This is a genomic window from Catenulispora sp. GAS73 (assembly GCF_041262085.1).
Classification (GTDB): Bacteria; Actinomycetota; Actinomycetes; order Streptomycetales; family Catenulisporaceae; genus Catenulispora.
The window spans coordinates 341,965-366,397 of the sequence record NZ_JBGCCM010000004.1 but is presented as its reverse complement, the minus strand read 5'-3'; the positions used below and the strand labels follow the sequence as shown (position 1 = coordinate 366,397).

Genomic DNA, 24,433 nt, shown 5'->3' with positions numbered 1-24,433 from the left:
CGGCCGCCGCCTAGACTTCCGGTATGAAGCCGCCGGTAGCTGCCCGCCATGACCACGAACGTTCCCGTCACGGCGATGTCGTCAACGATCCCTACGCCTGGATGATCGACGGGGAGGACGCGGACGTTCTGGCGTACCTCAAGGAGGAGAACGCCTTCACCGAGGTCGCGACGGCCGGGCTGGCCGAGCTGCGGGAGACGGTCTTCCAGGAGATCAAGGGCCGGACGAAGGAGACCGACCTGTCGGTCCCCACCCGCAAGGGTGACTGGTGGTACTACTCGCGCAATGTCGAGGGGCTTCAGTACGCGATCCACTGCCGGGTCGCCGCCGACGGCCCGACGCCGCCAACGCTGCCCGAGGACGGGTCCGCGCTGGCCGGTGAGCACGTTCTGCTCGACGGCAACGTGATCGCCGACGGGCACGAGTTCTTCTCCCTCGGCGGGTTCGAGATCTCCCCCGACGGCCTGCTCCTGGCCTACTCCGTCGACTTCGCCGGCGACGAGCGCTACACGCTCAAGGTGCGGGACCTGGCCACCGGCGAGGACTTCGCCGACGAGGTCGCCAACACCTACACCTCGATCGCGTGGACCCGCGACGCCTCGACGCTGTTCTACACCACGATCAACGACTCCTTCCGGACCCACCGCGTCTACCGGCACGTGCTCGGGACGCCCGCCGCGCAGGACGAGATCGTGCTGCAGGAGGACGACGAGCGGTTCTACGTCGACGTCCGGCTCACGCGCAGCGAGCGGTTCATCGAGATCTTCAGCGGCTCGAAGATCACCAGTGAGGTGCGGCTGCTGGACGCCGACGACCCGGCCGGCGAGTTCCGGATCGTCGCGCCGCGCCGCAACGGCGTCGAGTACTCGGTCGAGCACTGGGCCCATCCCGGCGATCCGTCCCGCGACCTGCTGCTGGTCCTGCACAACGCGGACGGGAAGACCGACTTCGAGCTCGCGTCCGCGCCGCTGTCCGCGCTCGGCGACCACACCGCGTGGACCCCGCTCGTGCCGTACCAGCCGGGCGTCCGGCTGGACTACGTGGAGGCGTTCGCCGGCCACCTTGTCGTCGCCTACCGGCGCGACGGGCTCACCGGCCTGGCCGTGCACAAGGTCGACGCGGCCACCGGGACGCCGTCCGCGCAGGGCACGCCGATCGAGTTCCCCGAGCAGGTCCGCACGGTCAGCCCGGACAAGAACCCTGACTACGACACCACCCGCTACCGCCTCGACTACACCTCCATGGTCACCCCGTCGAGCGTCTACGACTACGACGTCGCGACCGGCGAACTGACGCTGCTGAAGCAGCAGCCCGTGCTCGGCGGCTACGACCCGGCCGACTACGTGCAGGAGCGGGTCTGGGCCACCGCGCAGGACGGCGTACGGGTGCCGGTGACTCTCGTGCGCAGGCGGGGCGTCGTCGCCGACGGCTCGAACCCCTGCCTGCTGTACGGGTACGGCTCCTACGAGGCCTCCATCGACCCGTACTTCTCGATCCCGCGCCTGAGCCTGCTCGACCGCGGGTTCGTCTTCGCGATCGCGCACGTCCGCGGTGGCGGCGAGCTGGGGCGGCAGTGGTACGAGGACGGCAAGCTCCTGCTCAAGCGCAACACCTTCACCGACTTCGTCGCCGCCGCCCGGCAGCTGGTCGCCGACGGGTGGACCCGCCGGGACCGGCTCGTCGCGCGCGGCGGCAGCGCCGGCGGGCTGCTGATGGGCGCCGTGGCCAACCTCGCGCCGGAGGACTTCCGGGCGATCGTCGCCGAGGTCCCGTTCGTCGACGCGCTGAACACGATCCTCGACCCCGACCTCCCGCTGACCGTCATGGAGTGGGAGGAGTGGGGCAACCCGGTCGAGGACGCCGAGGTCTACGCGTACATGAAGGGCTACAGCCCTTACGAGAACATCGCGGACGTCCAGTACCCGGCGATCCTGGCGGTGACCAGCCTCAACGACACCCGCGTCGGCTTCCACGAGCCGGCCAAGTGGATCGCGCGGCTGCGCGCCGAGGCCGGCGGCGTGCAGGACTTCCTCCTCAAGACCGAGATGGAAGCCGGACACGGCGGGCGGTCGGGACGGTACACCGCCTGGCAGGAGGAGGCCTTCAACCTGGCCTGGATCATCGACAAGGCGACGGGTTCGGGGGCTGACTCGGAGGCGGATTCGGGGGCTGCCGGCTAGTCAGGCATCCCCGTCGCCCCCTCCGTCCCCGCCTCTGTATTCGACATTCGACGGGCCCCGCACGAGCAGGAGTGCCACGGGGACGCCGGCCAGGCCGACGAGGCCGCAGACCCACAGCGCCTGGTGGAATCCGCCGGTGAGGGCGTCGGCGGCGAGGTGGCCGTGGCCGAGCATCGCGCGGGAGCGTGCGGCGGCCACGGTCGAGGCGACGGCGATCCCGATCGCGCCGCCGAGCTGCTGGGAGGAGTCGATGAGGCCGGAGGCGATGCCCGCGTCGCGTTCGGTGACGCCGACCAGGGCTCCGATCGAGACCGGGATGAACACCCAGGTGACCGTCCCGGTCAGGAGGAAGGGGCCGACCAGGTTCGCCAGGAAGCTGCCGTGTACCGGCGCCTGGGTCGCCCACAGGATCCCGGAGCCGGTCAGGGTCATGCCGACGGCCATCACGAGCCGGACCGACGCGCGGGTGACCAGGATCTGGGCCGGTCCGGCGAGCACGACTCCGGTCATGCCGACGGTCAGCCAGGCCAGGCCGGTCGTCATCGCGGAGTAGTGCAGCACCTGTTGCATGTACAGGGTGCCGATGAAGATGTAGCCGTAGAAGCTGGCGCCGAGCAGGAAGCCGACCGCGTTGGATCCGGCCAGGGACTTCAGGCGGAACAGGCGCAGCGGCAGCAGTGGCGCCTGCGCTCTGGCCTCGACGACGACGAACGCGGCCAGCAGCACCGCCGCCGAGGCGAGCAGGGCCAGGGTCCGGGCAGCCGTCCAGCCGACGGTCGGCGCCTGGGAGATCGCGTAGACCGCGAGCACCAGGGCGCCGGTCACGGTGACCGCGCCGAGCGGGTCGTAGCGGCGGCGCGTGCCGGGCTGTGCGCCGTCCGGTACGGCCCTGCTCTCCGGCACGACCCGGCGGACCAGCAGCAGCGCGACGCCGCCGATGACGACGTTCAGGTAGAAGATGTACTGCCAGCCTGCGTACCGGGTGAGGGCGCCACCGGCCAGCACGCCGAAGGTCGCGCCGCTGGCACCGACCGCACCCCAGATGCCGAGCGCCTTGTTGCGTTCGGCGCCCTCGGGAAACATGTTCATCACGATGGACAGCGCGGAGGGCAGCACCGCGGCGGCGCCCAGGCCCTGGAGTCCGCGCATGACGATGAGGAACGTGGCGCCGGTCGCCAACGCGCAGGCCAGCGAGGCCGCGGTGAACAGCGCGAGCCCGGCGGTGAACACGCGGCGGCGGCCGAGCAGGTCGGCGGTCCGGCCGCCGAGCAGCAGGAAGCCGCCGAAGGCGACGGCGTACGCGGTCACCACCCACTGCAGGTCCGACTCGGCGAAATGGAGCTTGGTGCCGATCGTCGGCAGGGCGACGTTGACGATCAGCATGTCGACCGCCGTCATGAAGGCGGCCACGGCGAGCAGGGCGAACGCGCGCCAGGGCCGTTGGGTGCCGGGCGGCGCGGGCGGCGCGGTTGGTGCGGGTGGCGCGGGTGGCGCGGGTGTTCCGGGCGCGGCGCCGCGGATGTCGCTGGTGAGTCGCTCGTGAGTCGCTCGTGAGTCGCAGGTCGAGTCGCGGGCGAAAGTCCTCACCAGGTGAAGCACCGGCCGTCGTGGCGAATCACCGACGCGTCGGCGATGAATTCGGGCCGCCGCCGGTGTTGCATTCTCAGGACGGGTTTTCAGCCGGCCGGACGAAAGGACAGGACTCACCATGACTGAGGCGACCCTCGCCCGGGCCCAGGCCGGGGACGGTGAGGCCTTCCGCGAGCTCATCGATCCCCACCGCCGTGAGTTGCAGGCGCACTGCTACCGGATCCTCGGATCGGTGCAGGACGCCGAGGACGTGCTTCAGGAGGCCCTGTTGGCGGCATGGCGGGCGATCGGACGGTTCGACGGCCGGTCCGGGCGTGGCTGTACCGGATCGCGACCAACCACTGTCTCAACTACCTGCGCGGCGAGTCCCGGCGCCCGCAGCCGGCCGGGCTGCCCGACCACGGCGCGGGGCGCTCGGAGCAGGGCTGGTCCGGCGAGCCGTGGTGGCTGGAGCCGTTCCCCGGCGACGTGGACGACCTGACCGCCGGGCCCGAGGCCCGCTACGACGCGCGGGAGTCGATCGCGCTGTCCTTCGTGGCGGGGCTGCAACGCCTGCCGCCACAGCAGCGCGCGGTGCTGGTGCTGCGCGACGTGCTCGGCTTCCCCGCGGCCGAGACCGCGGAAATCCTGGGCACCACACCGACCGCCGTCAACAGTGCCCTGATCCGGGCGCGCGCCGCGCTGCCGCCGGACCAGCATCCGCACGAGGTCCCGATGCCGAAGTCACCGGCCGAGGCCGCGGTCGTGGACCGGTTCGTGAGCGCGTTCCAGCGCTTCGATCTGAAGGAGCTGCTGGCGCTGCTGACCGACGACGCCCGCCTGACGATGCCGCCGGAGCCCGACGAGCATCGGGGGCCCGTGGAGATCGCGCGCTTCCTGCTGCAGACGCATCGGGGGCAGGAGTTCAAGTTGCTACCCACCCGGGCCAACGGACAGCCGGCGCTGGTGCTGTACCTGCTCGATCCCCAGGCGCCGATCTGGCGGGCCTGCGGGCTCATCGTGCTCGCGGTGCGGGGCGAGCAGATTCAGGCGCTGACGCGGTTCGCGAGTATGGGTTCGCTTTCTCGGTTCGGTTATCCGCGGACCTTGCCGCGGGGTTGAGAAGCCGCGGTCCGACAAGGCAGGCGCCCGGCCGGGGTAATCCAGCCGAGCGCCTGCGGGCCTTGCGATCTCCTGCCTCTTGCCCTTTGCTTTGCCTCCTACCGCACTGAACCGGCCGTCCCCCGCCGCCGCGCCGCGTAGGCCAGCGCGCCGCCGGCGGCGAGGGCCGCCAGGGCTGCCATCGAGGTCTGCCACAGGCCGGTGGCGCCGGTGGCGGCAGGGTGCCGACGGTGATGCGGTTCATGGGGTCGTTCGGGTCGTTGCTGTTGTTGCCGGGGTTCGGGTCGATGGCGTCGCTGGCCGCGGTCGCCTTGTTCCTGATGTCGGAGCCGTTGTCGCTGTTGGTGCCGGCGAGCCGACATCCCGGCCTTACATGCCCTCGGCTCGGGCTCTGAGGGGCGGAGGTGCGCCTTGAGTGTCCATACTTTGCGGTCTATGCAACTGAAATTTTCAATACCCTGCGAACATATTGCGCTCCGTCGTCGTGGCAGGCATCTTGTACCCAAGAAATCCGTCGCACCTTGTCCGAGCTACATCCGAGCTACGAGGAGCTGCTGTGAAGCTGAGATCTCTGCGTTCGAGCCGCCTGGGCGTCGGCGCCGCCACGGCGGCGCTCATCGGCGTCGCGGTGCTCGTGCCCGCGTCGGCGGCGCGGGCCGGTACGGAGCCGCCGACCATCGCGGGGTTGTACTGCAACAGCTGGGGTGCCAACCAGTTCTTCTGCTCCATGTCCATCGAAGGCGGGATTTCGCCCTGGACCTCGTACTGGTCGGGCGGGGCGAACGTGAGCGGCTTCGGTTCCCACGGCGAGAGCTACACGTTGGGGACCTGCACGACGCAGGGCCTGTACACCCAGGTCAACGTCGTGGTGTCCGACGGCTACGGCTACTACTCCGCACAGTCGTCCTTCGGGTTCACCTGCGCATAGCCCGCGCGGCCTTGGACCCACACCCACACCCACAGGCCGCTGGCCCGACGCGGAACAACGCGTCGGGCCGGCGGCGTGATCAGCCTCCTGGTAGGTATGGATCAGCGGGCGGACAGGGTCTGCGGCACCAGGCCGTAGGCCGACAGCTCGCTGATGGCCATCTGTCCCCCGGTCTGACCGCCGTTGTCCGGCCGGTCGGCGACCACCCGGAGGTAGCGCGCGCGGACCGGCGCGTCGAGCTGGATGCCGGTGAGTCCGCCCATCGCGTCGGTGCGGCGGGCGACGGTGTAGTAGTCGGAGCCGTCGAGGGACACGTCGATGTGGAACGCGGTCGCGAACGCGGTGTGCGCGGCGCTGTCCGGCTGAAGCAGGGTGATCACGTCGAGCGACCGGGGCTGCTGGAGATCGACCTGCTCGGTCCAGCGGTACTGCTGCGTCGCCTGCGCGTAGGTGTTCGGGTCTCCGTCGACCGCGGAGGAGGGCAGCGAGTTCGGCTGCATCTGGGCCTGCGTGCCGTCGATGTACAGCGCCTGCGCGGGCTTGCCCAGCGCCAGGTTCGGCTGCGGGGCGGCGGGAGCGGCCGGGGCGTACGCGCCGACCTCGTTGATCGCCATCTGGCCGCCGACCTGGCCGCCGTTGTCCGGCTTGTCGGCGACGATCCGCAGGTAGCGCGTGCTCAGCGGCGAGGAGAAGACCACCGGGACGGTCCCCCAGCCGCTGTCCGTCACGGTACCGACGGTCGTCCAGGCGCTGCCATCGGTCGAGGCGTCGACGTGGAACGCGGTGCCGAACGCGCGCTGCGGCATGCTCACCGTCATCGAGCCGAGCGTCGTGGGCTGCTGCAGATCCACGATCAGCTGCCAGCGGTACTGCCCGGTGGCCTGGACGGCGGTGCCGAGGTCACCGTCGGTCGCGTACGAGACCTGATCCCCGGGCTGCAACTGCGCGGTGCTGCCGTCGAGGTACTGCGCCTGCGCCGGCTTGCCGAGCGCGAGGTTCACCGGGGCGGTGCCCCTCGGCGCGGAGGCGAGGCACGCGTACTGCGGCTCAAGTCCGGCGGCCGCGAGCAGCGAGGCGGGCACGCCGGTGCCGTCGGACGAGACCTGGATGTTGCCGCTGATATTGACGTTCGTCGGGTTGCCGGCCGGCCAGTCCGGCGTGGTGTTCTCGGCGTAGTTGCCGGTGAAGACGAAGTCGCCGTACGGCGTTCCGTTCCCCTCGTAACTGCCGCCCATCGACGGGATGTCGTTGCCGTAGATGGCGTTGCCGGTCATGGTGATGTACTGGCTGCCGCCGTCGGTGTAGATCGCGTGCCCGACCGCCCCGGCGCCGTAGCGCACCACGTTGCCGCTGATGGTCAGGCCGTCGGCGAGCGAGTCGCCCTCGATGCCGAGCACGTAGATGCCGCCGCCGTCGATGCGCTGCTGGAGGAAGTCGTAGACCAGGTTGTTCAGGATCTTGTTGCCGGTGGCCTCGGTCGCGGCGTGGCCCCAGCCCCAGTTCGAGCTGATCCCGCTGTAGGGCACGTTGTTGATCTGGTTGTGCTCGATCACGTCGTCCCGCGTGTAGCCCTGGAAGATGCCGACGCCGCCGGTGTACTCGACCGCGATGTTGTGGACCCAGTTGTCCGCGACGGTGTTGTTCGCGGGCATCAGGCTGAGGTCCGCCGGGGCGGCGTCGGAGCCGTTGCCGATCTCCAGCCCGTTGCCGGAGATGTCGGTGAACTGGTTATCCTGGATCGTCGAGCCCTCGACGTTCTGGCCCAGCTGAAGCCCGGCGGCGCCGAGGTGCTCGAAGGTGCCGCCGGTGATCGACAGGCCCGAGGTGTGGTCGAACACGACGTTGCCCGGCGTCATGGTCCAGGCGCCGTAGGGGCAGGTACCGGGATCCGTGGTGGAGAAGCGCGTGCACGTGCCCTCGGTGCTGTACGCGTTGTTCCCGGTCAGCCGCATGTTGGCCTGCACCTCGGCGAAGCCGTCGGGGCCGTTCGGCTCGGTCCAGCCGCCATACTCGAAGGACAGGCCCTTCAGCGCCAGGCCGGTCAACGGGTTCGCTTCGGTGCCGGTGCCGGAGACCAGGGTCTGCAGGCGCGGGATCTCGACGTCCGCGGTCGCCAGGTTCTGGCCCGGACGCGGCAGGTAGTACATGGTGTGCGCCGACCGGTCTAGGTAGAACTGGCCGGGCTGGGTGAGCAGTTCCTTGGCGTTGTCCACGAAGCTCGGCGTGCTCGCGTTGACGCCGTACGGCTTCAGGGTGATGTTCTGGAAGCAGGGTTCTTGCATCGTCACAGTGGTGCCGGAGACGGACGCGATACCGCAGCGCAGCTGTGTCCAGCTCGCGTTGTAGACGAATTCGACGTCTGAGATGTTGCCCCAGTTGTCCAGCGTGGTGCCGGAAGCGGTGTAGCCGGTGGCGGTCTGGGTCAGGCCGACCGGCACGGAGCCTGCGGCCCGGTTGGCCCGGACGCCGTCCACGTACAGCTGCCGGGTGTCGGTGCCGGCGGGGACGTTCGCCTGCCAGATACCGCCCGAGGTCTGCGTCCAGCCGCTCACCTGCTCACCGCCGCTGAGCACCGGGTGTGCTCCGGGGGCGGCCTCGTAGGTGACTGTGTTGCTGCCGGGGGCGGAGTCGCCCTGCGCGGCATCGAAGGCGAGCGTCTGGTTAAGGCGGTAGGTGCCGCCCTGGAGGAACACGGCGACGCTGGTCTGCGAGGCGCGGACGGCCTGCCGTGCGCGCTGCTGCGCCATCTGCAATGAGCACGGAGCTGCGGCGGAGCAGTCGCTGCCAGAACCGTTCGGCGCGACGGTGAGGGTGAGTCCTGCGGCCGGGCTGTGGTGCGCGGCCTCGGCCGACGCCGCGGGGCCGGCGACGAACCCGGCGGCCAGCGCGACCGCCGCAACTATCGCTCGTGCGGTTCTTGCTGATCTCAGTGTGCGCATGGTTTCACTCCTTGGTCGAGCCGGCGAGCATGCCCGAGACGAGCGCCCGCTGGGAGAAGAGGAAGAGCACGAGGACAGGCAGGATCGCGATGATGATCGCCAGCGCCAGTTCCGGACTGGTGATGTCCAGGCCTTTGCCGGCGACCGGGTTGAAGGACGGGGTGGAGGACAGGAGCTGGTTCAGCCCCACCTGCACCGGGAACTGCTGACTGCTCGGCAGGACCAGGTAGGGCAGGAAGAAGTTGTTCCAGTTCCCGACGAAGCTGAAGAACGCGACGAGCCCGATCACCGGCCGGGCCAGCGGCAACGCCACCCGGCGGAAGATCTGCCACTCGTTCGCGCCGTCGATCCGCGCGGCGGCGAGCATGTCGCGCGGCAGGCTGGTGGCGAAGTAGATGTAGACGAGGTACACGCCGAACGGGAAGAACGAGAACGGCAGGATGATCGACCAGGCGGTGCCGATCAGGTGGAACAGGTTCAGTTCCAGGAAGATCGGCAGCACCAGGGCCGCGCTCGGCATGATCATGACGATGAGCGTGACCGTCAGCAGCAGCTTGCGGCCGCGGAAGTTCATCAGCGCCAGCGCGTAGCCGGCCGGGATGCTCGTGGCCAGCGTGAGGATCAGCGCGCCGCCGGAGTAGACCGCGGAGTTGCGCAGCCACAGCCAGATGGCGCCGTTCTGGAACGAGGTCAGGTGCCGCCAGGCCGCCGCGAGCTGGCCGAAGGAGCCGAACGATAGCGGGAAGCCGCTGTTCAGTTGGGCGTCGGTCTTGGTCGGGGCCAGCAGCAGCCAGAGCACCGGGAGGACGAAGAACACCAGCAGCGCCACGATGATCGCGGCGACGACGAGCGTCGAGACCAGGCGCGAGGTGCGGCGGGCGGCGCCGGTCCGGGCGTCGGGAGCGCGGTTGGCTCCGCCGCCGGACTTGCCGCCCGCCTTGCCGTCGGAAGTGCCACCGGACCGGGAGCCGGCCGAGAGGATCGTCATCAGTCTTCATCCACCTTGAACAGGCCGGACCGGGTGACCAGCAGCCCGGCACACAGCAGGCCGACCGCCAGCAGCACCAGCGAGATCGCGGCGGCGCCGTTGAAGTCCCCGTTCTGGAACGCGAAGACGTAGGCGAGCTCGTTCGGCGACCACGTCGGGCTGACCCGGTTCAGGCTCGCCGTCTGCAACAGCTGCGGTTCGACGAACAGCTGCGTGCCGGCGGCGAAGGCGAGGATCGCCATGTAGACGATCCACTTGCGGATCATCGGGATCTGGATGCGCCAGGCGATCTGCCAGGGCCCGGCCCCGTCGATGCGCGCCGCCTCCAGGACCTCGTCCGGGATGTTGTTCAGCGCGCCGTACATGACCACGATCCAGCCGCCGGCCCCGGTCCAGAACGCGATCAGCACCAGGATGACCGGCAGGTTCCCGGGAGCCAGAACCTGATCGAAGTTCTGCATGCCGAGCGCGCGCAGCAGGCGCGCGGCCGGGCTGACGGCCGGGTCGAGCATGAACAGCCAGACCAGCACGCTCGCCACGCCGGCGAGCGCCCCGGGGATGTAGAACAGGAACCGCAGCACCGCTGAGACGCCGCTGCCGACCCGGCTGCGCAGGATGACCGCGACCACCACGGTGAGCACGACCACGAGCAGCAGCCACATCACCAGGTAGACGCCGATGTTCGCGAACGCCGGGCCGAAGCGGAAGTCCTGGAAGACCTTGGAGAACTGGCCGAGTCCGGTGAACTGGCCGTCGGCGTTGGTGAAGGCGAGGTAGACCGAGTAGCCGGTCGGAAAGACGCCGAACGCGAGCAGCAGGACGGTGTAGCCGGCGACGAACAGGTAGCCGACGCGGCCGGTCCGCCCCGCCTGCCCGGCCCGCCGCCGCGCGAGGCGGCGGGCCGGACCGCTCGCGGGTCCCGCGAGCGGTTGTTCCTGGAGCGCCGTCATCGCGTGACGACCGTGTACCCGACCGACTTCGCCTCGTTGACGATCGCGGTCTGCCAGGCGGGCAGGGACGAGCTGAGCGACTTGCCGGCGGTCAGCGCGGACAGCACCGCGTTCGACCACGGCGTCGCGTCGCTGAACTTGGTGTTCGACCAGCCGGTCCACACCTCGTTCGCGGCGGCGAGGAAGACGTCGGAGACGTCGGTGGCGAAGTAGCCCTTGTTCGCCGGATTCGCCAGCCAGGCCTTGGCCCCGGCGACGAAGGCCGGGTAGGTCGGCGCGCCCTGCAGGTTCTCCGTCGAGGTGGTGAGCCAGGTCGTGAGGTCGGTGGCGGCCTTGATGTTGGTGCTGTGCGAGGAGATCATCCAGATGCCGCCGCCGACGTTGCCGGTGGCCGTCGTGCTCTGGCCGTCCCACTTCAGCGGCGCCGAGGCGGCGATCTGGCCGGCCGGGACCTTGAAGGCGGAGTTGAACAGGTACTGGCCGTACCAGGAGGGGCCGATCGCCATCAGGACCTTGCTGCCGTCGAAGCCCTTGGTGAAGAAGCCCTGCGTGCTCACCGCCTTGTCGGCGATCAGCGGATCGAGCAGGCTCGCCATCCGCGTGCACTCCGGCGCGGTCAGGTCCACCTTCAGGGTGTTGTCGCCGACCAGCTGCTGCGCCGGGCACTGGCTGGACCAGAAGTAGGACTCCTGCGAGTTGGTGTCGCCGACCGCGCCGACCACGTAGCCGGGGTGCTCCGCGGCGACCTTCTCGCCGAGCGCCTGGTACTGCGCCCACGTCGTCGGGACCTGATAGCCCCACTGGTCCATCAGCTTCTTGTTGTACCAGGTCACGACCTGGGCGATGTCGTTGCGCAGACAGTAGGTGTGGCCGCCGGTCTGGCACGGTGCTAGCGAGCCGGCGGCGAAGCCCTGCAACGTCGAGGCGGGCACCAGCTGGTCGACCGGCGCGGCGAAGGCCTTCGCGCTCGGGTTGGTCGGCACACTGGCCCAGGTGACGTCGGTCGGCGAGGCGAAGACGACGTCGGGCCAGCCGCTGCCGGTGCGGTCGAACAGCTGAACCTTGGTCTGGAGGTAGGTCGAGCCGTCGGCGCTGCCGTCGTACGTGACGACGTTCATCTTCACGGCCGGGTGTTCCTGCTGGTACTTCTGCACGTCCGGCAGGCGCGTGGAGTCGGTCCAGACCGTGATCGCGGAAGCGTTGTCCTGCGCGGCCTGCTTGAACGCCGACGGCGCGGTGGCGGTCTTCGTCGTGGTGCTCGCGCATCCCGACAGCGCCGCCGCGGCGCCGACGACGAGTGCGGCGGCGGCGATCGTCCGTCCGCGGGTGCGGGCGACTGTGCGTGGAGACATCATCGTCTTGCCTTTCTGAGGGAGGGGTCGGGCAGGTTGTCGGGTGGAGGTACTGCTAGGCGGCGGCACCTTCGACGTAGGGCAGGAGGGCGCTCGGGTAGTCGAGCCCCGGGGGCAGCGCGATGCCCGGGCCGGTCGGCGCGTGCACGAGGCCGTCCTGGTCGACGGCGCGTTCGCGGACCACCGGGTTCGAGGTGACCAGCGACTCGTAGTAGGTGGTGTTCGAGATCGCCATGCAGAGGTGCTGATTCGGGATGTCCGAGCCGTGCACCTCGGCCCGGAGCCGGTAGGCGTCGGCGAGGTGCGCGGTGCGCATCGCGCCGGTGATCCCGCCGCGAAGATTGGTGCTGGCGCGCACGCCGAAGGTGGCCGCGCCGGCGGCGATGAAGTCGGCGGAGTTCATGTGCGCGCCGTCGGAGGTCTCGGCGACCAGCAGCGGCACGTCGACGAGCTCGGCCAGGCGCCGGTAGGCGCTGACGCTGAACTCGCGCATCGGCTCCTCGTACCAGAGGTACTTCGCCTCGGACAGCGCCGCGCCGACGTGCAGGGCGTCGGGCAGGTCGAAGCCCGCCGAGCCGTCGTACATCAGCGGGACCTCGGGGCCGAGGTGGTCGCGCAGCGCGAGGATGAGCTGGGCGTCGCGCCGGGCGTCGCCCCACGCGTGCAGCTTCACGCCGTGATAGCCCAGGGCCAGGCACTGGTCGGCGACGTCGAAGAACTCTTCGACGCTGCCGAAGGTCGAGGTCGAGGCGTAGGCCGGGATCTCGGTGCGGTAGCCGCCGAGCACCTGCCAGGTCGGCAGGTTCTGCGCGCGGCCGGCCAGGTCCCAGAGCGCCACATCGATCAGGCCGAGCGTCGGCAGCGGCAGTTCGTGGATGCGGTCGAGCTCCCAGACCCGGTGCCAGATCCATTCACGCCGCAAGGGGTCCTGGCCCAGGAGTTCGGGGCGGAAAATCCGCTCGACCAGGTCGTCGAGCAGCACCGCCGCGCCGGGCCGGGAGAAGAAGGCGACGCCTTCGACGCCGGCGTCGGTGCCGATGCGCAGGATGCCGCCCTCCCCCGCCGGCGCGCTGCCGGCCAGGCCTTCGCGCCACCGGAAGGGCGGATCCACGGCGGGCACGGGGACCCGGAAGGACTCGACGTGGGTGATCTTCATATCTGCTTCCTGATCGCTGCCGGACGAGGTGCGCCCGGAAAAGGGCCGGAAAAAGGCATGGCGGTATCGAGGAGTGGCTAAGGAGGTGTTTCGAGGCAGGCGTTATCGCGACGGCGCCGTCACGGTGCCGGCTTTCAGGGCCGCGCGTCCGCCTGCCACGTGATGGATTGCCGAGTGATGGCGTGCTTGTGCTGGATGATGGCGTGCTTGGTAGCGGCGTGCCGGTCAGGCAGCCGGTTGTTCAGATGTGTCGGCGAGCGGCGGGGTTCAGGTCCGGGTGTCGGGGGTGAACAGCCGGTCGCGGATCCGGTTCTCGAACTGGTGCCGGGTGGTGTCCACGTGCTGGGCCATCAGGTCCATCGCGCGGACGGCGTCCCCGGCGCCGATCGCCTCGGCGATCTCGACGTGCTGCCGGCCGGCGGCCTCCAGCGAGCCCGGGGCCAGGCCGTGGAACAACAGCACGTCGCTCTGCGCGGCGAACTTGCGCACCGTGGCGACCGAGGACTGCAGGAAGACGTTGTGCGCGGCGGTGGCCACCGCGGTGTGGAACAGCTCGTCGGCGCGACCGAAGGCGTCGGCGTCGCCGGCCACGCCGACCTCGGCCGACTCCAGTGCCGCCTCGCGGATGGCCTTGACCTCCAGCGGCGTGGCGATGGTCGCCGCGCGCCGGGCGGTCTCGGTCTCGATCACCTGGCGGTAGTCCAGCAACATGAGGACGTGCTCCATGTCAGTGGGCTGATAGTGGGCCAGCTGGTCGTTGTCGGCGACCGCCGGGGCCGCGGCGACGAAGATGCCGGCGCCGCGCCGGACCGTGAGCCGTCCGATCGCGGCCAGCACCTTCACGGCCTCACGCGTGACGTTCCGCGTGACGCCGAGGATCTCGGCCAGGCCCTGCTCGGTCGGCAGCCGGTCGCCGGGGCGCAGGTTCTCCTCGGCGATGTAGTGCAGCAGGCGTTCCGCGACGAGTTCGTAACCGGGCCGGTACCGGTCGTCGTCCGGCGCGGCTCCGTCCGGGCCCAGGGGGGCGGGGTTCCTCGTCACGGTCGAAGTCCTCCCTTGGTGAGTGACGGCGTGGGATGAGTATGGCAGATCGTCGAATTAATGCAACTCATTTGTCACAAGAGGCGGCTACGGCCACGATGAACCAGATCAATCCCGGGCTTTTGCGGGCAATTTCGCCGCCGGCTCGTTGGATTGATCTGATTCTTCGCAGCATCGGGAGGTGCTTAGCCCGCCACGCGCCGCCACCCGGCGGGCCAGGGCCAGTCCCCCGGCGGCGGCCACCAGGCACGACACCCCGCCGACCGCCAGCCCCGAGCGCGGGTCGGACAGGGCGATCACCCAGCCGACCAGCGGGCCGCCGATCGGCGTCGTGCCCTGGAACGCCACCTGCCACAGCGCGATCATCCGGCCGCGCTTCTCCGGGTCCGAGGTCAGCTGGATCGTCGAGTTGCCGATCGCGATGAACGAGACGCTGGCCCAGCCGACCAGCAGCATCACCGCGCAGGACAGCGCGAACACCGGCGCGTAGGCGGCGGCCAGCATCGACACGCCGAAGCCGGTCGAGGCGATGATCATCGGGCGCACGCCGGTGCGGCCGCGGGCGGCGGTGACCAGGCCGCCGACGACGGCGCCGACGCCCATCGCCGAGGTCATGAAGCCGAAGGCGACCGAGCCGCCGTGGAACGTGCGCTCCACGAAGACCGGCAGCGAGACCTGGAACTCGTACGCCAGCAGCCCGACCAGGCCCATCATCGCCAGTGGGATCGCGATCGCCGGCGTCGCGGCGGCGTAGCGCAGACCCTCGCGGAGCTGGCCGCGGGCCCGCGGCGTCGGCGGGCTCGGCTGGAGCGCGGAGCGGTCCATGCGCAGCAACGAAGCCACGACCGCGACGAAGCTGGCCGCGTTGAACAGGAAGCAGACCCCGATGCCGACCACCGCGATCAGCACACCGCCGACGGCCGGCCCGATCGCGCGCGCCGCGTTCACCATCACCGAGTTCAGGGTGATGGCGTTGCGCAACTCGTCGCGCCCGACCATCTCCCGGACGAACGACTGGCGCGTGGCGTTCTCGAAGGCGTTGTTCATGCCCAGGACCACGGCCAGCGCGCACACCTCCCAGAAGCTGACCGCCCCGAAGACAGTGAGCAGGCCGAGCACGAGCGCCTGGATCCCCATCGCGGTCTGCAGAATGACCATGAGGCGCTGCTTGTCGGCGCGGTCGGCGACGACGCCGCCGTAGGGGCCGAAGAGCAGGACGGGCAGCGTCTGGAGCGCGACGACCAGGCCCAGGGCGGTGCTGGAGTGCGTGAGGGTGAGGACCAGCCAGGACTGGGCGGTCATCTGCATCCACGTGCCGACCAGGGATATCGACTGGCCGGTCATGTACAGGCGGTAGTTGGGCACCTTGAGCGAGGAGAAGGTCCGCTGCCGGACGGATTGCGAGGTCGTAACCGGTCCGGCGTTGATGATGCTCATACGACGACGGCCTTCCGCTGCCCAGCTTTATTTGCTTAAGCGTACTAAATAAAGATCGGGAGCGGCTGGGCGGGATACTCGGCCGGAGACGCGATGCCACCGGTCCGAGGGGAGACGATCGTGCGACTCGACAAGGAAGGTGAGCCGGCCACGACAGCCGGCCTGCTCGCCAGATTCGGTACCACCCGTCCGTGGCTCGACGACGAGCTCACGTTCCTGGACGATGTGGACGGCCGGGAGGCCGCGGAGCAGTCCGGATCGGTGCGGCTCTATCCGGAAGGTCTGTCGACCGACGAGCCCGTGGAGACCGACGGCGGCCCGTTCATGGTGGTCGTCAACGGAGACCTCGTCACGTCGGACCACGTCCGCTTCTGCACGGACGACTACATCCCAGGGCTGATCGTCGTCACCGGAGACCTGCGCGCGAAAACGCTGTTCTTCGAGAGCGGCGCCCGCGTGATCGTGGAGGGTTCCGCGCGCATCGCCCAGGCGTGCTTCGGCAGGTGGGGAGACGAGAACGCCATGCTCGACGTGCAGGGCGAGCTGGAGACGCCGGTGCTCGTCCTCGACGGCCAAACACCGGCATTCGCACATCGCGGCGTTCGCACGGTGACGTCCAACAGCCTGGGATGGTGGGACGGGATGAAGCCGGACATCCTCCTGGACCAAAGAAAGGACTACTTCCGGCAGGACCTGCTCAATAGCGATGGCGGCCTCAATTGGGATCTCGCGTATGCGGCGGCGCAAGAGGGTTCGCCGTTGCTGCGGCCCGGCGCCGAGGAGTCGTTCCCTCAACGCCTGGAGGCTCGGCCGGCCGTAAGCGGGTATTGATAAGACATCCGCGGGGATGGACACGAGGGCACTGGCCGCTGCCCGAACGAGCGTCGTGCCGGGACCATCCGTCCGGGATTCTCAACGCAGCGTTCTACCGCGCCTGACCGGCCCGTAAGGTGTCCGGACAAGGTTGCCCGGCCGGTGTTCGCAGGCGGGCTCGGGGCAGGTGGGCCGGCAGGAAGCAGCGGATGGTGTGGGTTGATGTGAACCCGGTGACGGCGGACGTCGAACCGGGTGGCGAGGCGACGGTGACGATCACCGTGCGCAACACCGGCGACATCGTCGAGGAATACCACCTGCAGGCCACCGGCGACCCCGGACAATGGGCCGTCGTCGAACCACAGACCCTGCGCCTGTACCCCGGAACCACCGGCACCGCACAACTCACCTTCACACCGCCACGCAGCTCCGAAGCCCAAGCCGGCCCACAGCCCTACGCGGTAAAAGTCACCCCACGCGAAGACCGCGAGAACACCTTCGCCATCGAAGGCATCCTGCGCGTCGCAGAATTCGCCGACCTACGCGCCGAACTCGTACCGGCCACCACCCGAGGCTGGCACCGCGGCCGCGTACGACTCGCCGTCGACAACTACAGCAACATCGCCACCAGCGCCGCCGTAACCACCACCTCCAACAACACCAACCTGCACATCGACATCCGCACCCCAGCCCTGCGACTCCAACCCGGACGCGCACAATTCAGCAAATTCGCCGTCCGACCCGGACGACTGCTGTGGTTCGGCGTCAAAGCCCGGCACCAATACAACATCACTGTCACCCCCTCAGGCCTGGGACAACCGGTCAGCCTGCAAGGCACGTATCTGCAATCGGCGCTACTGCCGCGTTGGCTTCAACGACTGCTGATGTTCTTCGCCGCAGCCGCCGCAGCTGTGCTGGCACTGTGGTTCGGGATCCACCCCTCGTTCGCCTCCAGCACACAGGCTTCACCGCAACCCGCCGCCGCGACCGGGCCGCAGGTGATCGTCATCCAGCCGACGCCATCAGCGCCGTCCAGCACCCCGTCGCCGACACCATCGCCGAAGCCGACGTCCGGAGGAGCGCCTCCGGCCCCCACATCCAGCAGCGCCCCGCCGGCACCGGCCTCCAGTTCCAAGCCCGCCGCTCCCCCGCCGTCGACGCCGTCGCCCTCCAAGTCGCTGGTGTCGACGCAGATCAAGACGACCAACATCCTCAACTACGCGGCCAACGCCTCGGTCGACCTGTACCAGGACCACTTCACCGACGGTCAGCAGGTGGAGATCTGGCCCACCCTGCACAACAACGACCAGGCCTGGACGGTCTGGCTCTACGCCGGCACCGGCATCGGCGACTACAACCTGGTCATCCAGTCCAACGACCAGCCGGACAGCGCGGGCACGAAGGTCCTGCAGGCCGACCCTGGCAACAACGCCAACGTGACCATCTCCGACGACTGGGGCGGCGTGGCCGGCCTGAAGGCGCACCTGGTGGCCGACTACCAGCAGTGGTCCCTCACCAGCGTCCCCGGCAACAACAGCTACGGGGTGCTGAAGAACAAGCAGACCGGGACCTGCCTGGCCGGCAAGGGCAACCAGCAGTGGCTCACGACGGCGCCCTGCAACACCGGGGATCAGAACCAGTGGTTCTGGCTGTTCGCACTCTGATTCGCCGCACTCTGATTCGCCACGGTTCGCTCCCGGCCGGACCCTGACAGGGATTCGGCCGCTCTGCTGGTGCATACCGAGACCGGCAACCGGCTCGACGGCCGGAAACGGTCCTGGCAGAGGCGGATCAGACCGAACCGCCCGACACGTTGTCCGCCAGCAGCCGCAGCAGCCGCTTCGCCTCGTCGAACTGCTCCGGGGTCAGCGCCATCGCCGCGCCGATCGCGGCCGGCACGTCGGCGGCGCGGGTGCGCAGGTCCTCGCCCTGCTCGGTGAGGCTGACCTGGACCGTGCGCTCGTCGTCCGCGACGCGTTCGCGGCGGACCAGGCCGTTGGCCTCCAGGCGCTTGATCAGCGGGGTGAGGGTGCCGTAGTCGAGGTGGAGGGCGGCGCCGATGTCCTTGATCGGGACCGCGCCGTGCTCCCACAGCACCAGCAGCACCAGGTACTGCGGGTAGGTCAGGCCCAGCTCGTCGAGCAGGGGGCGGTAGCGCTGGGTCACGGCGCGCGAGGCCGCGTACAGGGCGAAGCAGAGCTGGTCGTCCAGCAGCATCGAGAAGCCCGGGTCCGGGGCGGGAGCGTCGTTCACCGTTCGTGCGGTGTTCATGACAACCAGCATAGCTCTGGAGGCGATCCCCTCGTGAGCACTTAACTTGTGGGCGATGTAATCGCGCACTAGTCTTGCGGATGTGAGCTTCCCGCTCACCGAAGCGAAGCACAAGGAGCCAGTCATGTCCGAGTACGTGCCCACCGCCCCCGCTCCCGCCCCCGTCCTGGAGCCGGCCGCCGCCGAGTTCGCCGCCGCCACCGCCAACCCGCCCTACCTGTTCGACCTCGGCCCGGTCGAGGGCCGCAAGGCCGTGGACGACGTGCAGTCCGGCGAGATCGAGAAGCCGGCCGTCGACGAGGAGTGGGTCACCGTCAGCGGCGGGCCGACCGGCACGGTCCGGGCCCGGATCGTCAAGCCGGCCGGGAGCACCGGCGTGCTGCCGGTCATCGTCTACATCCACGGCGCGGGCTGGGTGTTCGGCAACGCCCACACCCACGACCGCCTGGTGCGCGAACTGGCCGTCGGGGCGCGGGCCGCCGTCGTCTTCCCCGAGTACGACCTGTCGCCGGAGGCGCGCTACCCGGTCGCGATCGAGCAGAACTTCGCCGTCGCGCGCTGGGTCGTCACCGACGGCGCGGCCAAGGGCCTGGACGCCACCCGCATCGCGGTCGCGGGCGACAGCGTCGGGGGCAACATGGCTGCGGCACTGACCCTGATGGCCAAGGAGCGCGGCGGCCTGCCGCTGGTACAGCAGGTGCTGTTCTACCCGGTGACCGACGCGAGCTTCGACACCGCCTCCTACCACCAGTTCGCCGAGGGCTACTTCCTGCGGCGCGACGCGATGCAGTGGTTCTGGGACCAGTACACGACCGACCCGGCGCAGCGTGCCGAGATCACCGCCTCCCCGCTGCGCGCCTCGGCCGAGCAGTTGGCCGGGCTGCCGCCGGCGCTGGTCGTCACCGGCGAGGCCGACGTGCTGCGGGACGAGGGCGAGGCGTACGCGAACAAGCTGCGCGCGGCCGGCGTGCCGGTGACGGCGGTGCGCTACCAGGGCGTCATCCACGACTTCGTCATGCTCAACGCCCTGCGCGGCACCCACGCCGCCGAGGGTGCGATCAACCAGGCCGTCGCGGTGCTGCGGACGGCGCTCGGGACGAACTGAGGCCAGTGCCTGCGGCTATTACGTATTGGACGCATGCGATCGGGTGAGTACGGCAGCGTTCGATGAGTCGTCGTCTGCCGCCGGCAGCGGCTTCTGGAGGCGTCGTGTGGGGCGGCGCCGCAGAAGCCGCACGCTGATGAGGAGCACTGCGATGGTGCACAGCGCCATCACCGCCGAGAGCAGCTCGAACGCATCCGCGTAGGACCGGGGCCTGAGGTATCCACCGGCGGCGACCCGAGCGGCGAGCGCCGTGTCGTGCAGGTTGGCGGCGATCGCTTGGGCAATGCCCGCCCCGAACCCCGCGATCACCACCGCTTCGCTTCCGAGGCGGAGGAAGTTCATCGCTCCCGCCGCGGTGCCTGACTGGTCGTCGGGGACCGAGCCGATGGCTTCGCGGTCGACCATTCCCATGGGGAGCCCGAATCCGCATCCGAGCAGCAGCATGCCGGGGATGAGGGCTCCGTCCGGCGCTGTCGGCGTCAGCGCTGGGAGCAGGAGCAGGGTCCCCGCGGCCAGCAGGGCCGTCGCGGCGACCATGAGGCGGGCCGGTCCTCCGACGGCTTTGGCGAGGCGCGGCGCGACCAGCGGGGCCAGGACGGTCGGGACCGTCATCGGCAGCATGATGACCCCCGCCTGGTCGGCGGCGATGTCTTTGACGGCGGACAGCGCCACCGGAAGGTAGGTCAGCAGGGCGACGTAGCCGAACGCCCCGGCGACCGGGATCAGGGCGAAGCCGAGGAACCGGCGGTTGCGCAGGACGACCAGGAATCCGTCTCGCTCGGCGCCGGCGGAGGTCACCTCGTCGGGGGTCTTCAGGAGCATGCTCGCGATCCCCGACGCGGCCGTCACCACCGCGATGGTGACGAACACCGCCCGCCACCCGCCGATCGTCACGAGCAGGCCGCAGACGGCCGGCCCGAACGCCAGACCGCAGCCGAGGACGACGCCGAGCGCTGTGAACGCCCGGGCACGGTCGGCGCCGCTGAGGCTCGCGGACAGCAGGGACGTCGTGCCGACGAAGACCGCGGCGCAGCCCGCCCCGGCCACGAGGCGCGCGAGATCGAGCGTGAGGAGCGATACGGCCGAGGCCGCGCCGAGGCTCCCGATGACGACGAGAAGTATCCCACCGAGGAGGACGCGGCGCCGTCCGAGGCGGTCGGCCAGCGGGCCGCAGGCGAGGGTGGCCGTCGCGAATGCGAAGTTGAACGCGTCGACGACTCCTTGCAGGCCGGCCGGGTCGGTTCCCAGCGTGGCCCCGATTCGTGGCAGCGTGATCGCCGCGCCCGCGATCGACACCGGCGTCGCCAGCAGGGCGACCAGGGCCGCGACGATCCAGCCCCACTCGCGCCGGGCCGCCGGCTTGCCGAATTTCTGTCCTGTCACGCTCTCACCTCACGTTCGCTTGGTTACGTGAAGGACCCTAGAAACTAGAGCTTGCTCTAGGTCAATATCGGGCTGGGGCACCAACGCTCTGGATCGCTATCGAGAGGGCTCGTCATGACACCGCCCGCAGCCGGACTCACCATCGGGCAGGTCGCCTCGGCGACCGGCCTGAGCGTGCACACCCTGCGCTTCTACGAACGCGAAGGCCTGTTCCTGCACGCACCCACCCGCACCGCCGGCGGCCACCGCGTCTACAGCCCCGACGACCTCCAGTGGCTCCAGCTGTGCAACCGCCTGCGCGACACCGGCATGCCGCTGGCCCAGATCAAGGAGTTCGCCGACCTCATCCGCACGCGCCCCGACGACTACAGCGGCCGGCTCCAGATGCTGCGGGAGCACGAGGCGGCGGTGATCGCCAAGCAGCTGGCGCTCGCGGAGAACCTCGAAGCCATCCGCCACAAGATCGCCATCTACGAGGAGCACCAGCGGACCGGCGCCACCGCGGGGATCTACACCGACGGTCGACAAGGTGGGGTAGCTTGAGTCCCGGTAACGCAGGACTCTGATAAAGATCCCTTCACCCACCGAGGAGACAGAACCGTGACGCTGAACCCCGCTGCCGTCGGCGACGACGCCGAGCTGGCCGGTTCCCTGGGGGCCGGGTTCACCAGCGAATACGTCACCGTCGACGGCCTACGCCTGCACTACGTGGCCGGCGGGGAGGGGGCGCCGCTGATCCTGCTGCCGGGCTGGCCGGAAACGTGGTGGGAGTATCACAAGGTGATGCCGGCGCTGGCCGCGGCCGGGCGCCGGGTGATAGCCCTGGATCTGCGGGGCATGGGTGGTTCGGACAAGCCGACTGGGGGCTACGACAAGAAGACGATGGCCGGCGACGTGCACGGCTTCATCAGGGCCCTGGGCTACGAGCAGGCGGACGTCGCGGGCCACGACATCGGCTCGATGGTGGCCTTCGCCTTCGCCGTCAACCACCCGGAGGCCGCGCGGCGGGTGGCGATGCTCGACGTCGTGCACCCGAACCCGGGCTACTACCAGATCCCGATGCTGCCGCAGGCCGGCGCGCCGTTCCATCCCTGGTGGTTCGCGTTCAACCAGGTGGCCGGGCTGCCCGAGGAACTGGTGGCGGGCCGTGCGCGGTACATCGTGGACTGGATGTTCGACAACCTGCTACTGAATCAGGACGCGGTCACGCCCCTGGACCGCGCCATCTACGCGCACGCCTACAACGCCCCGGACGGCATCCGCGGCGGCAACGGCTGGTACCAGACCTTCGAGCAGGACATCGCCGACCTGGCCGGCTACGGCAAGGTGACGGTGCCGCTGCTGGGGATGGTCAACCCCGCCTTCGCCCCGCAGATGCAGGCGACGCTGCCGACGCAGGGGACTGATGTGGAGGTCGTGGTGGTGCCGGACACCGGTCACTACTTCGTCGAGGAGCAGCCGCAGGCGGTCATCGACCAGTTCACCGAGTTCTTCGTGTGATCGATGGCGTGAACCTGGCTCACTCCCCCACGCTCGCGGTCGCGAGCACCCGGCGGGTCAGGTCGAAAGTGGGCAGCACGCGGACCGCTTCGTCGTGGAGCGACCGCAGCGCGGGGTCGTCGCCCGGGTCGAGGCTCTCAGCCTCCTCCCACAGCGCCCGCTCGGTCGAACACCACTCCGGACGGTCGCGGACCTCGACGTCGACGAACCCGGCCTGCTTCAGTGCCGACTCGGTGTCGACCACGCGGATCAGCTTCATGACACGCTCATCGGTGCGGTCGAGAGCCTCCCACGTCGTGAGCGCGACGCGGCCGCCCGGGGCGAGCACCCGGTGGATCTCCTGGAACGAGGCGACGTCCGGCTTGAACTGGATGGAGTCGACGCACGCGACGGCCTCGACCGAAGCGGCCGGCAGGCCGGTGTCCGCGAGATCGCCGACCCGGAACTCGGCGTCGATGCCGCGCTGCCGCGCGAGCCCCTCGGCCTGGGTGATCGCCTCACGGGAGAAGTCGACACCGGTCAGCGTCGCGCCGGTCCGCGCGGCGATCTCCAGGCCGTATCCGCCGCGTCCGCACGCGAGGTCCAGCAGCCGATCCCCGGGCCGCAGACGCAACGCCTCGACCACCTCGGCCAGGCCGTCCCACGCCAGCAGGCTCGACGACAGGACGTGCGCGGGCAGCCCCAGGAACCGCCGCTTGACCTCGTCCCCCGACGACGTGACGGCCATGTTCGCGTACCACTGATCGAAGTCCTCAGCCGAAGGTGGCCGTCGCTCACTCATCTCAACGTACCTCCATACCTCAGGCCGGCTACGCGAGCAGCCTACGAGGCGGGTGCCGACTGGGCGACCTCGGAACCGCCGCAGGCGATTTCCGACCGGCGCGGCGCGCCAAACCCCTTTTTGACCCGGGTCTCACTAGAGTCGGCGAGGTTGCACCCCAGCACAGCAAGGAGCCACCGCGATGCCCCTGGTCCGCGTCCACAACTTCTCGATCTCCCTGGACGGCTTCGGAACCGGTGAGGACCTGACCTTCGAGGCCCCGTTCGGCACCGCCGGCCAGCGGCTGACCAAGTGGTTCCTCGCCACCAGCACCTTCCGTGCCATGTTCGGTCCGGCCGGGGGCGGCGTCGGCGTCGACAACGCCTTCGCCGCCAGGTGGAACGAAGGAGTCGGCGCCGAGATCATGGGCCGCGCCAAGTTCGGACCGCAGACCGGCCCGTGGAAGGACGACGACGACTGGAAGGGCTGGTGGGGCGCCGAGCCGCCGTTCCACACCCCGTGCTTCGTCCTGTCCCACCACCCGCACCCCCCGCTCACGATGGAGGGCGGCACCACCTTCCACTTCCTCGACGCGACGCCCGAGGAGGCGCTGCGGGTGGCGCAGGAGGCGGCCGGCGATCTGGACGTCCGCATCGGCGGGGGGCCGACCACCGTGCGGGAGTTCCTGGCCGCCGACCTGATCGACGTGATGCACCTGGTGGTCGTGCCGATCGTGCTGGGGCGCGGCGTCCGGCTCTGGGACGGGCTCGAAGGGGTCGAGGAGCGATTCGACATCGAGACGGTGGCGAGCCCGAGCGGAGTCGTGCACCTGACGTTCCAGCGACGCCCCAGGGACCGGGACGCGCACGGGGCCTAACAGGCCTCTTAGAGGTGTACCTAGTTACACCGTCAAGACACCACCTAGCCCTATGTCTCGCT

Annotated in this window: 20 protein-coding genes and 1 pseudogene; 10 read left to right on the top strand and 11 right to left on the bottom strand. The window is 69.8% G+C overall.

Annotated elements, in window-relative coordinates:
• Positions 1-23 precede the first annotated feature (23 nt).
• Positions 24-2,180 carry a S9 family peptidase gene (locus ABH935_RS08410; protein WP_370377221.1) on the top strand — a complete coding sequence of 719 codons (2,157 nt, stop codon included), beginning with the start codon at positions 24-26 and terminating at the stop codon, positions 2,178-2,180.
• Here ABH935_RS08410 and ABH935_RS08405 read toward each other — a convergent pair whose 3' ends face one another.
• Entirely contained in the window at positions 2,181-3,590 is a 1,410-nt protein-coding gene (locus ABH935_RS08405) for an MFS transporter (RefSeq protein WP_370377220.1), read from the bottom strand.
• Between the two features lie 298 nt (positions 3,591-3,888).
• On the opposite strand from ABH935_RS08405, the pseudogene ABH935_RS08400 reads away from it, so the two are divergent.
• The 3 genes and pseudogenes from ABH935_RS08400 to ABH935_RS08390 form a co-directional block, all read left to right on the top strand.
• Positions 3,889-4,020: pseudogene (locus tag ABH935_RS08400) on the top strand (RNA polymerase subunit sigma-70); the annotation flags it as partial.
• 26 nt (positions 4,021-4,046) lie between these two features.
• The gene (locus ABH935_RS08395) at positions 4,047-4,871 is read left to right on the top strand and encodes an RNA polymerase subunit sigma-70 (RefSeq protein ID WP_370377219.1); all 825 of its coding nucleotides are present in this window, start codon (positions 4,047-4,049) and stop codon (positions 4,869-4,871) included.
• Between the two features lie 556 nt (positions 4,872-5,427).
• Positions 5,428-5,799: a hypothetical protein gene (locus ABH935_RS08390; RefSeq protein ID WP_370377218.1), complete on the top strand. Its 372-nt coding sequence runs from the start codon at positions 5,428-5,430 to the stop codon at positions 5,797-5,799.
• Between the two features lie 101 nt (positions 5,800-5,900).
• Here ABH935_RS08390 and ABH935_RS08385 read toward each other — a convergent pair whose 3' ends face one another.
• From ABH935_RS08385 to ABH935_RS08355, 7 genes are all read right to left on the bottom strand, one after another.
• Complete coding sequence (locus ABH935_RS08385; RefSeq protein WP_370377217.1) at positions 5,901-8,738, bottom strand: discoidin domain-containing protein; 2,838 nt, start codon at positions 8,736-8,738, stop codon at positions 5,901-5,903.
• Between the two features lie 4 nt (positions 8,739-8,742).
• Positions 8,743-9,726, bottom strand: a complete 984-nt coding sequence (locus ABH935_RS08380) for a carbohydrate ABC transporter permease (RefSeq protein ID WP_370377216.1) — start codon at positions 9,724-9,726, stop codon at positions 8,743-8,745.
• Positions 9,726-10,676, bottom strand: a complete 951-nt coding sequence (locus ABH935_RS08375; RefSeq protein WP_370377215.1) for a carbohydrate ABC transporter permease — start codon at positions 10,674-10,676, stop codon at positions 9,726-9,728. Before ABH935_RS08375 ends, ABH935_RS08380 begins: the two co-directional genes overlap by 1 nt.
• On the bottom strand, positions 10,673-12,028 hold the full coding sequence (locus ABH935_RS08370; protein WP_370377214.1) for an ABC transporter substrate-binding protein: 1,356 nt from the start codon (positions 12,026-12,028) through the stop codon (positions 10,673-10,675). The genes ABH935_RS08375 and ABH935_RS08370 overlap by 4 nt, the downstream gene beginning before the upstream one ends.
• A 55-nt stretch (positions 12,029-12,083) precedes the next feature.
• Positions 12,084-13,184 (bottom strand): enolase C-terminal domain-like protein, encoded by a 1,101-nt coding sequence (locus ABH935_RS08365; RefSeq protein WP_370377213.1) that lies wholly within the window; start codon positions 13,182-13,184, stop codon positions 12,084-12,086.
• 267 nt (positions 13,185-13,451) lie between these two features.
• Complete coding sequence (locus ABH935_RS08360; protein ID WP_370377212.1) at positions 13,452-14,225, bottom strand: FadR/GntR family transcriptional regulator; 774 nt, start codon at positions 14,223-14,225, stop codon at positions 13,452-13,454.
• 108 nt (positions 14,226-14,333) lie between these two features.
• Positions 14,334-15,662, bottom strand: coding sequence for an MFS transporter (locus ABH935_RS08355; RefSeq protein ID WP_370377211.1), 1,329 nt, complete (start codon positions 15,660-15,662; stop codon positions 14,334-14,336).
• A 120-nt stretch (positions 15,663-15,782) separates the two neighbouring features.
• Between ABH935_RS08355 and ABH935_RS08350 the strand changes: the two genes are divergently transcribed.
• Positions 15,783-16,493 carry a hypothetical protein gene (locus ABH935_RS08350; RefSeq protein ID WP_370377210.1) on the top strand — a complete coding sequence of 237 codons (711 nt, stop codon included), beginning with the start codon at positions 15,783-15,785 and terminating at the stop codon, positions 16,491-16,493.
• 191 nt (positions 16,494-16,684) lie between these two features.
• A complete protein-coding gene (locus ABH935_RS08345; protein WP_370377209.1) occupies positions 16,685-18,139 on the top strand; it encodes a hypothetical protein in 1,455 nt (484 codons plus the stop codon).
• 127 nt (positions 18,140-18,266) lie between these two features.
• Here the strand turns inward: ABH935_RS08345 and ABH935_RS08340 are convergent, their stop codons facing one another.
• On the bottom strand, positions 18,267-18,746 hold the full coding sequence (locus tag ABH935_RS08340) for a MarR family winged helix-turn-helix transcriptional regulator (RefSeq protein ID WP_370377208.1): 480 nt from the start codon (positions 18,744-18,746) through the stop codon (positions 18,267-18,269).
• Between the two features lie 124 nt (positions 18,747-18,870).
• Here ABH935_RS08340 and ABH935_RS08335 point away from each other — a divergent pair, with 124 nt between their 5' ends.
• Positions 18,871-19,851 carry an alpha/beta hydrolase gene (locus ABH935_RS08335; protein ID WP_370377207.1) on the top strand — a complete coding sequence of 327 codons (981 nt, stop codon included), beginning with the start codon at positions 18,871-18,873 and terminating at the stop codon, positions 19,849-19,851.
• Positions 19,852-19,869: 18 nt separating this feature from the next.
• Here ABH935_RS08335 and ABH935_RS08330 read toward each other — a convergent pair whose 3' ends face one another.
• Entirely contained in the window at positions 19,870-21,234 is a 1,365-nt protein-coding gene (locus tag ABH935_RS08330; protein WP_370377206.1) for an MFS transporter, read from the bottom strand.
• Between the two features lie 114 nt (positions 21,235-21,348).
• Between ABH935_RS08330 and ABH935_RS08325 the strand changes: the two genes are divergently transcribed.
• Together ABH935_RS08325 and ABH935_RS08320 are read left to right on the top strand one after the other, a co-directional pair.
• Positions 21,349-21,777 carry a MerR family transcriptional regulator gene (locus ABH935_RS08325; RefSeq protein ID WP_370377205.1) on the top strand — a complete coding sequence of 143 codons (429 nt, stop codon included), beginning with the start codon at positions 21,349-21,351 and terminating at the stop codon, positions 21,775-21,777.
• A 57-nt stretch (positions 21,778-21,834) separates the two neighbouring features.
• Positions 21,835-22,734, top strand: coding sequence for an alpha/beta fold hydrolase (locus ABH935_RS08320; RefSeq protein ID WP_370377204.1), 900 nt, complete (start codon positions 21,835-21,837; stop codon positions 22,732-22,734).
• A 19-nt stretch (positions 22,735-22,753) separates the two neighbouring features.
• Here ABH935_RS08320 and ABH935_RS08315 read toward each other — a convergent pair whose 3' ends face one another.
• Positions 22,754-23,515, bottom strand: a complete 762-nt coding sequence (locus ABH935_RS08315) for a methyltransferase domain-containing protein (RefSeq protein WP_370377203.1) — start codon at positions 23,513-23,515, stop codon at positions 22,754-22,756.
• Between the two features lie 181 nt (positions 23,516-23,696).
• Between ABH935_RS08315 and ABH935_RS08310 the strand changes: the two genes are divergently transcribed.
• Complete coding sequence (locus ABH935_RS08310; protein ID WP_370377202.1) at positions 23,697-24,371, top strand: dihydrofolate reductase family protein; 675 nt, start codon at positions 23,697-23,699, stop codon at positions 24,369-24,371.
• The last annotated feature ends 62 nt before the right edge of the window (positions 24,372-24,433 follow it).